Raw genomic sequence first — 11,896 nt, forward strand, 5'->3', positions numbered from 1 at the left:
TTTGGATTTCATAAAAAAAGCCGTGTTTCGTGTCTCACGAACCATCATGAAGATATTTTCCCGTGATCAGTATGAGAGTTTTTCCAGGCCACAATGGCCATGGACATGCTGGCCTCTCACAGGATATCTTAAATGTTTATGAATTCATAGAAATAAAGTAAGTTGGTTCAAAGGACTTTACGAAAACTTTTATGAAAAATCATGACCTTTGTCAATGATAATCCGTAAGTATTACAATATTAGTCGATAAAAATACATGATTGGTGGGTAAAATTTCAATATCCGTGAATTTTGCAACCCAATGTAAATAAAATGTAACAATTCATCGGATAAATCGAGTTAGCTTCACAAATTGAAACTCGCCACTATTGACATATGGGCGAATAATTTAAAAGGAAAGAACCAAAATCTAAACTAAAAACCTTTATTATGGAAGCTAAAGCGATAGTAGAAAACCACATTGATAAAAATCAGAAGAAGATCACCACACCAATTGAAGGTCAATTTAAATATCCAGAAGAATCAAGATTGGTGTATGCCAATTTATTGATGAGAGGTTACAGTAAAAACGAAATCAAGTTTGCCTTACCTCCCAAAATGCCTGTGGAATATGTGGAAACCCGGGACAAAGAAGGTATAGTTTTTAAAAGACTAAAACTGGGAGGAATTTTTGGTGCAGCTGTAAGTGTAGCCATCGTTATTCTATATATGGTTTTATCCGGGGGCTTGTTTAATGAAGGCTCATGGCTGATCGCCCTGATAGGAATAGGAGTAGGAATAGTATGGGGTGCATTATTAGGTTTATTGTTGGGGCCTTTGTTGCCTGTTTCATCAGCAATAAGGATTAAAAGCAAAGATCAATTGAGCAAGGCAACCATACGGTTTATGCCTCGGAATAGAATTGATGCATTATATTTTAAAAACAAATGGCATTTTCAAATGGATTAATCATTTAAGAGGTCATTTCAAGTAGGGGGAATTTTTGTGAAATAAATTATTTTTAACAGTTGCCAGGATAAAATGGATTTATTCAGGCACTTTTTTAATTCTAAGCAATTTTGGAACTCATAAAATCTCCAATAAATAAGACAATAAAACGACCCTCGATTGAGGAACATTTTATCGTAGCAGTAGGTGCATCTTCAGAAAGATTGCCTGATATACATACGTTTTTCAAAGACATCCCTAATGATGCCATTTCATATGTTGTTGCTCAACCATCATCAGCTGATTGTTCAAAATTAATGGCTGGCCTACGTACTGTGCATCCTCAGCGTGACATTTATAAAGTTGAAGAGGGAATGCACTTAAGGCCAAATGGCCTTTATGTATTGCCTGAGGATAAACCCATGGTTATTTCAAATGGAAAATTCCGGCTGAACAATGAGGTATATCACACTCCGGTTTCTACAATGGATATACTTTTCAATTCTTTGGCGGAGGAGAAAGGAAGTGATAGTATAGGTGTTTTATTAGCAGGGGCGGGTTCTGAAGGTAAAAGAGGAATTGCAGCGATTAAAGAAAAGGGAGGGATGGTCATCATTCAAAATCTTGAAAGTGCTGAAACCAAAGATATCACCTCCGGACTAATAGAATCGGGGAATTTTGATTTTGCTTTATCCCCTGATTTAATGCAAAATCAAATTTCCTATTTTGTAAAACAACGAGTGCTGAACCATAAATACCTGAATCTCATCTCAGAAAATGAAGAAGCCTCGATTCTTGAAGTGATTGGCTTGATCAAAGAGCATACCCCATTGGATTTTACTCATTATAAGAGACCTACAATCGTGAGGAGGATTATCAAACGAATGGTGACAAACGAAATGGGGGAAATTGGGAAGTATATCCACTTCCTTAAATCCAGTCCTGCCGAAATAGATTTACTTTCTCGGGAATTTCTTATCAAAGTTACCAGTTTTTTCAGGGATCCTGAAGCTTTTGAAGAGTTGAAAAAGAGGGGAATACCAGAAATTGTAAATAATAAGTTAAACGGAGAAACCTTAAAATTGTGGGTGGTAGGCTGTGCGACTGGTGAAGAAGCTTATTCTATTGCAATTTTAATTGACGAGTATCTTTCAGCTATCAACAGAGAGATAAAAGTGAAGATTTTAGCCACTGATATCGATAAAGAAGCCCTGACTTTTGCCTCAAAAGGCCGGTATCCTGAAAGTATTGCAAAGGAGCTATCTGAGGAAAGGCTGCGGACTTATTTTTCTATGGAAAATGGCTATTACAAAGTGAAGGAAAAAATAAGGGATATGATTGTTTTTGCAGAACATGATATTACCCAAAACTCACCCTATGGCAAAATTGATCTTATAAGCTGCAGGAATCTGATAATTTATTTCAATCAATCCCTTCAGGAGAAAATATTCTCCATTTTTCAAACCTCTCTGAACAATGGAGCTTACTTGTTTTTGGGCTCTTGCGAAGGGCATGGAGCTCTTACTGAAAATTTTGAGGTAATCAATCAAAAATGGAAAATGTTTCAATATAATCATATCAATCGTCAAATAGATTTCAAACTGGAGACTCCCCCGCTTTCCCGGACAAAATCTTATGTCAATACCCAAATAGCCATGAAGCCGTTCATAGAAAGGATGCCTGATAAAATTTCACAAATTATTAATGCCTCCCATTTAGAAGTGTCGGGTTATGATGCAGGGGTATGTGTTAATGAAGATAGCGAAATTTTAATGCCATTTGGAGAGTATGAAAAATTTATGCTCCCCAAACTTTTCAACACCCATTTAATGGAGTTGTTACCTGACTCACTGGCGATGGCTGTGGAAACTTCTTTACAGAAAAACAAAACTTCCGGAAAAAAAGTAGTAGTCGAACACATCAAGTATCCACTTAATAAAAAAGTACAGGATATAAGCATATTGGTGAATTCATTAAAGGGAGAGAGTGAGTCGGAAGCTTCATTGTTTATGATTTACTTTAGAGATGATACCAACGGTAATACGGAAGATACTCACACCGAAGTATATAATATAGATGAGCATACCAAAAGATATATAGAGGACCTGGAAGAGGAATTAAATAATACAAAGCATCAATTAAAAGATGCCCATAATGCCCTTGATACATCACATCAGAATATCCAGACTTATACGGAGGAACTGTTGGCCACCAACGAAGAACTTCAGAGTTCCAATGAAGAGCTTCAATCTACCAACGAGGAACTTAATGTGGTGAATAGACAATGTGAAGCAACCATTAAAGAACTCTCGGAACTTAACGATGATTTTGACAATTATTTCAAGAGCACCATTAATACACAAGTTTATGTAGATAAAGACTTGTGTATCAAGATGTTTACCCCGTCTACTGTTAAGCAAATCAATGTAAAAGAAAGTGATATTGGCAGACCTTTGGCAGATTTGTCCAATAATATTAAGGAAACAGATCTGATCCAGGAAGTCCTTTCCGTTATCCAAACCCAAAAGCTTAACAAAAAGCAAATTGAAACAAAGGATGGAATGTGGTATGTAATGGTGATTATGCCCTATATCAGATCCAAAGATAGGTCAGTAGATGGTGCCATCATTACATTTTATGACATCACGGACCTGAAGAAATCACAGGAGATCATAGAACAGGCCAATACTAAGCTTATGAAAATTAATGAAGACCATGATACTTTTATTTATTCAGTTTCCCACGACCTGAAATCACCGCTCAATAGCATGGAGGGATTAATTACTATCTTAAAAGCTTCCGATGACATAGAACAGGTAAAGGCCATTACTGTACCTCTTGTGAAATCAGTGATTAAATTAAGGGAAACCATTGATGAACTTTCCAATATTACCAATATTGAAAAGGAAATTGAAGAGGCAGGAAATGTGGATGTAAAAGAGCTGGTGGAAGAAGTGAAGTGGAGCATCCGCGACCTTCTGGAAAGTTCCCATGCTATCCTTGAAATTGAATTAAATGAGAAGGAAATAAAATTCTCAAAAAAGAATCTCAGAAGTATACTTTATAACCTTTTATGTAATGCTATTAAGTACAGGTCCAATAATCGCCAATTAAAAATAGTGGTGAAAACTCAGAAAATAGATGGTTTCACTATGCTATCCATTCAGGACAACGGAATAGGTATTTCCGATGGGAAAATCGGGGAAATTTTTTCCAAGTTCAAGAGAATTCACGAGCATAATGCAGGAATTGAAGGATCAGGTATAGGCTTGTATCTGGTCAATAAAATTGTTTCCAATGCGGGTGGCGAGATAAAAGTAGAAAGTACACTGGAAAAAGGAACTACTTTTAAAGTACTCTTCCCCAATAAATAGAGCTTGTTTAAAAAGTGGCTCAAATATTAAATTTACGTGTTCAACTGCCTTTTGTACTGAATAAAAGCAATTCTTTTTTATCCCCCGGAAGATAAAATGTTTTAATAAATTGGAGTCCTATTCTCTCAAGTAAGGAGATTGATTTATGGTTTTCCGCTACAACTATGGCAAGAATAGGAAAGATTTTCAGCTTGTCCTTTGCATAATTCAAAGTAGCATGGGCCATTTCATATGCATAGCCTTTGGCCATTTGCTCGGGCAAAAAAGCGAAGCCAATATCAGGATGATCCAGGTGTTCTCGCCTGATAATGCCACAGGTTCCAATAGCATTTTTCTCTTCTTTTGTTTCTACTAACCAAATGCCATAGTTGTTTTCTTTGTAACTCTTTAGTGGGCCGTTTTCAAGATACTGTTTTGCCTGCTCAGGATTTCTCACATTTCTGTCACCAATAAATTGTAGCCAGCCCGGACTGTTGAGAAGTGCAACAATAAAGGGGACGTCATCAAGTGTAAGCTCCCTCAGTCTTAATCTCTTGGTTTCCAGAATGTATTTCATGTGTATATGTTTATTTTTAAAGGTCACAACTTGTACCGCCTTAGCGATATGCCCCATAGAGATCCCGAATGCTATTAAGTTAAGCTTTAATTTAAACCTCAACCTTGCATCCTTCTCCAAAGAGAGAAGGAAAGTTGTCTTAGCTTAATAGCATTGAAGGGATCCCTATGGGAGAATAGCTCAGCTATTTCCCTGCAAAGAAACCAGCTGTTTCACATCTAATATTCATGCTCGGTTGGTTCCGAGTATTCGAGATGGCTATTTCATTTTTCAATAATTAAACAAACAATCATTTTCAATGTAAAACTAATATTCCTCTCATCAATAACTTCTCTCCATACCAATTCTCATTTACTGTTTCCGGTTCTTTTACTGCCATATCTGCACAATCCCGCCTAAATGGCACGTTCAATTTATTTTGGCACAAGGGTCAAATTTCTTTATTCAGGCGGTAAAAATCCCATTTATAAAGGATATAGATGGGAAAACTATCGTAATAAAGTAAAGTAGGTGATTAATTAATAGTTTTTTTTAGGCAGAAATGCACAATGCTTGCACGCAGAGCGATGTATTAAACAAATAAGTTAACACAAACACACATACAAATGAAAGTACTAGTAATAGGAGCCGGGAATATGGGATTGGCTTATGCAAAAGCCCTTGTAAAATCGGAATTCCTTAAAACCCACAATTTGATGATATCAGATACAAGTGAGGAAAAGACAGCAGAACTTAAAAAAATTAGTCGGTTTGATGTTTATACAAAATTAGAAGATTGCCTTCCTTATGCAGATATCATATTTATTGCGGTGAAACCTTATAATTGTGATGAGCTATTTGGCGAAATTAAACATATGATGACACCCGATCAGGTAGTGATCTCCATTATGGCGGGTATAACTATCCAAAGTATCAAGGATGGACTCGGTATCACCAAAGTAGTGCGTGCCATGCCCAATCTTCCAGCACAGGTAGGAAAAGGGCTTACTTCCTTTACAGCATCAGATGAGGTTTCCCGCCTTGAATTGTCTACAGTGGAAAACCTCCTTAATACCACTGGTAAATCAGTAAGACTGGATACTGAAAATGATATCGATGCATCTACCGGAATTTCAGGGAGCGGGCCTGCTTATGTCTTTTACTTTATGCAATCTATGTTGGAAGCTGCTCTCAAAATGGGTTTTTCCGAACACGATTCCAAAGTATTGGTAGGTCAGACTTTTGAAGGGGCGGTGGAATTGTTTAACCAATCAGACCGATCTCCTGAATCCTGGATGAACCTTGTGGCTTCTAAGGGCGGTACTACACGTGCTGCTTTGGATTCTATGGAAGACAATAATGTAAAACAATTAATTGAGGAGGCTGCTTATGCAGCATTTAACCGTGCAGTAGAATTAGGTAAATAAGTATCTTATTTCAAATGGAAGTTGACAAACAATACAAAAAAAGAATAGTAGTAAAAGTAGGTACCAATGTAATGGTGAATAAGGATAATAGGATTGTGGTGCCTATTCTTAAAAAATTAGTAGATCAAATTGCCAGGCTTTATGAGGAAGATGTGATTACTGTCCTCATTTCTTCAGGTTCTGTGATTGCTGGTAAAGAAGTGCTCAACAGTAATACCATATCGGACAGAACTGTTCGCAGACAGGTTTATTCTGCCGTTGGACAACCAAGGATGATGCGGCACTATTACAGTATTTTCCATGATTACGGTATGCGGTGCGCGCAAGTATTGGCTACAAAACGAGACTTCGATCTTGGCAGACACCGCGACAATATGATCAATTGCTATGAAGGCCTCCTTAGCCAGGGAATTATACCTATAGCCAATGAAGATGATGCTGTGTCTTTATCAATGTCAATGTTTACAGATAATGATGAATTGGCCAGTTTAGTGGCGGAACTGATTCATGCAGACACATTGATCTTACTGACTGACACAGATGGGATTTATGATGGACATCCTGACCATGACGATTCATCAGTGATCAGAACTGTCAGTACAGAACAGGAAGTAGAACAATTTGTACAGTCTTCCAACAAAAAAGAAGGCGAAGGACGGGGAGGAATGGAATCCAAGATCAGTGTGGCTAAAAAAACAGCTGCCAAGGATATTACCACTTATATAGCCAATGGTAAGCGTGAAAATGTGATCATGGACATCGTTCACGGCAAGAATGTGGGAACCCGCATTTATAAGGAAGATTAACTTAAAGTATTTTGAATCAAAACATTGAGTTTTTATGAAATTATTAAGCACAGATAAAAAAAATGCAGTTTTACAATCAATGATAGCTTACCTCGATTCGGAACGTGAAGCTATTATTGTTGCAAATAAAAAAGACCTGGATGCCTTTGACCGGGATGATCGGGCACTGTACGATCGGCTGGTGGTAGATAATGCGAAAGTAGATGACATGATCAGGGCGGTAAAAGAAGTGAAGGCACATGATGATCCGGTGGGCAATACCATAAGTGATGATACGCTGGAAAACGGACTGAACATCACCAATAAAACAGCTCCTTTTGGTACCATCATGATTATATACGAGTCGAGACCAGATGTAACCATTGAAGCAGCTGTATTAGCTTTTAAAGCCAACAATAAAATTCTGTTGAAGGGGGGGAAAGAAGCTCATAACAGTAATGAGGAGTTGGTGAAATGCTGGCACAAGGCCCTTGAGGATAATGGATTGGAAAAAGATTGGATTCAATACCTCAAAATGGATCGTGCCACTACACAAGAGTTTTTACGAAATCCTGATCAGCCATTGGATTTGATTGTACCAAGAGGAGGCGAAAGATTGATCGATTTTGTAAAGCAACATGCCAAATGCGCTGTATTGGTGAGTGGTCGGGGCAACAATTTTGCCTATGTAGCTCCGGATGCCGATATGGAAAAAGTAATTTCGGTAATTGTAAATGCCAAATGCGATAAAATATCAGGTTGTAATGCGCTGGATAAAATTCTGGTAGATAAAAACAGGCCTGACTTTGAGGAGGTGTTGAAAAAGATTGAATCCGAACTAAGCAGTAAAGGTGTTCATATTGTGGGCAGTAAGGAAGTGGCAGACATGCTGGAAACCGATGATCAAATAACAGATGAGAGTGTTTGGTATGAAGAGTTTCTGGCCATGAAGGCTGTTATTGGTGCAGTGGATGGATTAGACGGGGCTATTGAATTTATCAATACCTATTCCGGAGGCCACTCAAATATCATTCTCACGGAAAACAATGAGGATGCCCTGAAGTTCATGGAGCAAATTGATAGCGCAGCCGTTTACCATAATGCTTCTACCCGCTTCACTGATGGTGGCCAAATGGGAGTAGGTGCTGAATTGGCTATTAGTACGGATAAGTTGCATCATCGAGGGCCATTGGGCTTAAAGCAGTTGGTGACCAATAAGTACTATGTGCATGGTGCGGGACAAATCAGGAAATAATTAATTTTTTTATTGTATAAAAATCTATCGAGTTTAATGAGCCAAATTAATCCACAGGGCTCCTTCTATACAGCAGTTTTTTATTTTTTTATTCACTTTCCGCTGCCTGTCAACTCCTTCACCTTTTCCCAATAAGGATCATTCCCCGTCAATAAATCTTTTATTGTATATTCAACCCAATGGTGAGGGAGTTGAATTTTAGATGCTGTTTTATCTGGCCTTACTTTAAAAGTCGTAGCTATTGAAACATGAGCCTTGGTTTTTGGTAATTTCATGGGTGTATAAGTAGTGGCACCTGTAGGATTGTTTCCCACACTAGTGCCTATAACTGTCGCTATATTATTGTCCTGCAGCAAAGTAGTAAGCATTGCAGCTGCACTTCCTGTGCCATAATTTGCCAATACATGAATCTTCCCTTTATACACAGGCCTGTTTGCAGGAATGTAATAATCAGATTGAGGAGCAGTGATCTCATGAAAAAAATCGTTTTCTACCTGCTTATTCACCAGTTGATTTTCAGGGAATCCTTCAGGATAAGCTTTCTGCAAGTTCTTATATTCCTCAGGGAAATAGCTTTTATAAATATCTGAAGGCCAGGTATATTCTGTGAAATCTCTTAAATCTGTTCTATCAGTGAGGAAATATATCATTTGAATACCTAATGTTAAATTACCTCCGGGGTTGTTTCTTAAATCAATAACAAGATCAGGAATATTGTTTTGATTTAAGCTATCAACAAGTTCCCATACAAAATCTTTAAAAACAGGATATTTAGGATTGTAAAAACTTGCCAGCCTCTTATTTGGCTCGTCTTTTTTAAACTGCTTTTTTACATAAGCTTGGGCAAGGGGCTGAAGCCATGGTTTTACATAACTTTTAATTCCATCTATAATATCAATTTTATCATGGCAATTGTTGAATTGTAAGTATCCCAGATTCTGATCAGGAAATACCTGGTATGCATAAGTTGCTTTTTGTTTTTGAGTAAGCTCATTTCTTGGTAAATGAATCTCGTAAAGTTTAAATTCTTCATCTCCCTTTAGCGGTGCCAGAACAACTGAAGAACTATCTGAGAAAGTTATTTGAATGGTTTCGGTTAGTTTTGTAATCAGGCCTGTTTCTTGTAAAAATACAGGCTTATTATACATCTGAGTTCGATTGATTTCATGTTGACGGTTAATTTTATTTTCTCCGAAAGTATAGTTCATCAGTCTTTTTTCCAGTTCCTCTACCTCCAACCCATTAATCGTGATAATTTCTTTTCCGATATGTGAGCTATCCTGCTCCTTATGGAGATTCAATAAATGCCAACGATTATAAGATGTGTGAACAATGAACGGATAAACAGTTTCAATATCTGACTTCAAATAGAAGTTGGTATGCTGATTATGCACATTCGATAAATACCTTCTGGCCTGTAAGACAAAGTCTATATCCTGAAGCTCTTTGTTGGCTAATAGAACAATAATTTCTTTTTCCAACTTTATCCTTTCCTGCTCTGGAAATATGCTTTCTAACTCAGGGAATCCTTCTTTTAGCAACTTAGTGAGATATATGAAATCATATTGATAGTCATTCAGGGCTTTGCCCGGTTGATCTTTAATGGAATAATTTTTAACACCTGTATTTTGTAGAAAAAGCCCGCAGGAGTTTAGGGAAAGTGCTAAGAGTATTACTGTTAAAAATCGAAGGTTTTTTTTCATCACTATTTAAAATTAGCTCCCCAATATAAAATCCGATTGATAATTTAACAATAATTATCAACTATAGCGGAATCCCTTCACCTTTATAGTTGATTTTAAATCACCAGTCTGGAAATCTCTTCCGGAAGGCTTTTATTCCTTTCTAAGACACAATTAGCTTCATTCTGTACACTTATTGTTCACCCACTTTTCCCTATTGTCACCTCTTTGTCTACCTCCTTTTTAAAGGTTGACAATAGGAGTCCTCTACATTTGCCTCAATTCGAAAACAAATAACTAAACTTTATAAATGATGCAACAATTCAAATTTTCAACCATGCTTGCCCTTGCGATAATGCTAGGTATTCTTTTTACTTCTTGTGATAAAGAAGATGATGCTACCACGCCTGATATAGAAGAAGATCCAATGATCAGTGTGGCGGATAAAGGTTCTTTTGGCAGCATAATAGTAGACGCTGAGGGAAACACCCTTTATTTTTTCGCCAATGATGCAGATGGAGCAAGTGCATGTAAGGACGGATGTCTTGACACATGGCCAGTCTATTATATGGAGAATATTACGGTTTCAGAAGATTTAAATAAAGCTGATTTCACCAATATTACAAGAGAAGATGGTGATAAGCAAACTACTTATAAAGGATGGCCACTCTACTATTTTGCCTCTGACGAAAGTAACGATGACACTAAAGGAGATGGAGTTGGAAACGTTTGGTATGTAGCCAAGCCTGATTATTCATTAATGGTGGCTAAACAGGAAATTGATGGTTTGGAAGAACCTTCTACTTATTTAGTGGACGCATCAGGTGTTTCCCTCTATTATTTTGCAAATGATGGTGACAACCTTAGCAATTGTGAGGGAGGATGTCTCGATGCCTGGCCTGCATTCTTTGGTGGGGAGGAATTGATTTTGCCTTCAGTTTTCAATGCAAACCAATTTGATGTGACACCAAGAACAGATGGAGAAGACCAAAATAGTTATTCTCTTAAGCCATTATATTATTACGTACAGGATGCGCAAAGAGGAGAAGTGAAAGGTCATGCAGTACCTAATTGGGAAATTGCTTTATTATAAATGGTGTATAAAATGCTCAATTTCAGGAAAATCCTTCCCCTTTTTGGGATAATATTAGTCATAGCATTAAAGGCATGCACGTATGAGGTAGTGCCGGAAGGTGTAAGTTGCGCCATTGTGCCTTCAATAGAATTAGTTGCTGTAACAGATGCTGATTGTGGAAGTGCTAATGGACTGATACAGGTAGAAGGTGTTGCAACGGAAGGTGTGGTATTTAAATTCAGCCTCAACGACCAGGAAAATACTACAGGAATATTTGAGAACCTGGCTGCCGGCTCATATACTATTGAGATAGAAACAATTGATGGATGTACAAATAGCCTCACAACTGATGTGAAGAATGCCAATGGTGTAAATATATCTGGCGAAGCTTTTAAATCAGGTTGTGGAACCAATAGTGGGCGCATTACTGTGCAGGCAGAAGGAGGGGCAACACCTTATCAATTCAAAATTGCCGGACAGGCTTTCCAGGATGCCAATGAATTTACGAATTTGAGCCCTGGTAAATATGTAGTGATCGCCAGAGATGCAGGAGGGTGTGAGGTTTCAAGGGAAATGGAAGTTAAGTCAGATGTGGCTTTTAGTACGGTTAAATCAATTGTTAGTCAGAATTGTGCTACATCCAGCTGCCATGGTGGAAATGTATCTCCCGATTTTAGGGTAGAATCAAATATTCTCTCGAATGCATCAAAAATCAAATCAAGAACTGAGAGTAAATCAATGCCTCCATCTTCCAGTGGAATAAGTCTGACCAATGAGGAAATCCAGGAGATAGCATGCTGGGTAAATGATGGCGCCTCCCAATAATTTTTATTAAT

The 11,896-nt window shown here is 37.6% G+C and carries 9 protein-coding genes; 7 read left to right on the forward strand and 2 right to left on the reverse strand.

The genetic code is table 11. From position 1 onward, the window contains the following. Positions 1 to 429 precede the first annotated feature (429 nt). Positions 430 to 948 (forward strand): hypothetical protein, encoded by a 519-nt coding sequence (locus tag JKA74_RS13985; RefSeq protein WP_201431830.1) that lies wholly within the window; start codon positions 430 to 432, stop codon positions 946 to 948. 110 nt (positions 949 to 1,058) lie between these two features. After that, positions 1,059 to 4,301: a CheR family methyltransferase gene (locus tag JKA74_RS13990; protein ID WP_201431831.1), complete on the forward strand. Its 3,243-nt coding sequence runs from the start codon at positions 1,059 to 1,061 to the stop codon at positions 4,299 to 4,301. 40 nt (positions 4,302 to 4,341) lie between these two features. On the opposite strand, the gene JKA74_RS13995 is transcribed toward JKA74_RS13990, so the two are convergent. Continuing rightward, entirely contained in the window at positions 4,342 to 4,857 is a 516-nt protein-coding gene (locus tag JKA74_RS13995) for a GNAT family N-acetyltransferase (protein ID WP_201431832.1), read from the reverse strand. Positions 4,858 to 5,462: 605 nt separating this feature from the next. Here JKA74_RS13995 and proC point away from each other — a divergent pair. The 3 genes from proC to JKA74_RS14010 are packed head-to-tail and all read left to right on the forward strand — an operon-like array spanning position 5,463 to position 8,303. Next, positions 5,463 to 6,263 (forward strand): pyrroline-5-carboxylate reductase, encoded by an 801-nt coding sequence (gene proC, locus JKA74_RS14000; RefSeq protein ID WP_201431833.1) that lies wholly within the window; start codon positions 5,463 to 5,465, stop codon positions 6,261 to 6,263. Positions 6,264 to 6,277: 14 nt separating this feature from the next. Further along, positions 6,278 to 7,069 carry a glutamate 5-kinase gene (gene proB, locus JKA74_RS14005; RefSeq protein ID WP_201431834.1) on the forward strand — a complete coding sequence of 264 codons (792 nt, stop codon included), beginning with the start codon at positions 6,278 to 6,280 and terminating at the stop codon, positions 7,067 to 7,069. A gap of 34 nt (positions 7,070 to 7,103) precedes the next feature. Then, on the forward strand, positions 7,104 to 8,303 hold the full coding sequence (locus JKA74_RS14010) for a glutamate-5-semialdehyde dehydrogenase (RefSeq protein ID WP_201431835.1): 1,200 nt from the start codon (positions 7,104 to 7,106) through the stop codon (positions 8,301 to 8,303). Positions 8,304 to 8,395: 92 nt separating this feature from the next. On the opposite strand, the gene JKA74_RS14015 is transcribed toward JKA74_RS14010, so the two are convergent. Beyond that, positions 8,396 to 10,006: a S41 family peptidase gene (locus tag JKA74_RS14015; protein WP_201431836.1), complete on the reverse strand. Its 1,611-nt coding sequence runs from the start codon at positions 10,004 to 10,006 to the stop codon at positions 8,396 to 8,398. Between the two features lie 289 nt (positions 10,007 to 10,295). Between JKA74_RS14015 and JKA74_RS14020 the strand changes: the two genes are divergently transcribed. Both JKA74_RS14020 and JKA74_RS14025 read left to right on the forward strand, forming a co-directional pair. Beyond that, entirely contained in the window at positions 10,296 to 11,078 is a 783-nt protein-coding gene (locus tag JKA74_RS14020) for a hypothetical protein (RefSeq protein ID WP_201431837.1), read from the forward strand. A gap of 12 nt (positions 11,079 to 11,090) precedes the next feature. Beyond that, positions 11,091 to 11,885, forward strand: a complete 795-nt coding sequence (locus JKA74_RS14025) for a hypothetical protein (protein ID WP_201431838.1) — start codon at positions 11,091 to 11,093, stop codon at positions 11,883 to 11,885. Positions 11,886 to 11,896: the final 11 nt, after the last annotated feature.

This window comes from Marivirga aurantiaca, from assembly GCF_016679925.1.
GTDB lineage: Bacteria > Bacteroidota > Bacteroidia > Cytophagales > Cyclobacteriaceae > Marivirga > Marivirga aurantiaca.

Bases quoted from the DNA above. Each gene is read 5' to 3' on its own strand.
- proC (WP_201431833.1), top strand. From the start codon at position 5,463: ATGAAAGTACTAGTAATAGGAGCCGGGAATATGGGATTGGCTTATGCA.
- JKA74_RS13985 (WP_201431830.1), top strand. From the start codon at position 430: ATGGAAGCTAAAGCGATAGTAGAAAACCACATTGATAAAAATCAGAAG.
- JKA74_RS14020 (WP_201431837.1), top strand. From the start codon at position 10,296: ATGATGCAACAATTCAAATTTTCAACCATGCTTGCCCTTGCGATAATG.
- JKA74_RS14010 (WP_201431835.1), top strand. From the start codon at position 7,104: ATGAAATTATTAAGCACAGATAAAAAAAATGCAGTTTTACAATCAATG.
- JKA74_RS13995 (WP_201431832.1), bottom strand. From the start codon at position 4,857: ATGAAATACATTCTGGAAACCAAGAGATTAAGACTGAGGGAGCTTACA.
- proB (WP_201431834.1), top strand. From the start codon at position 6,278: ATGGAAGTTGACAAACAATACAAAAAAAGAATAGTAGTAAAAGTAGGT.
- JKA74_RS14025 (WP_201431838.1), top strand. From the start codon at position 11,091: ATGCTCAATTTCAGGAAAATCCTTCCCCTTTTTGGGATAATATTAGTC.
- JKA74_RS14015 (WP_201431836.1), bottom strand. From the start codon at position 10,006: ATGAAAAAAAACCTTCGATTTTTAACAGTAATACTCTTAGCACTTTCC.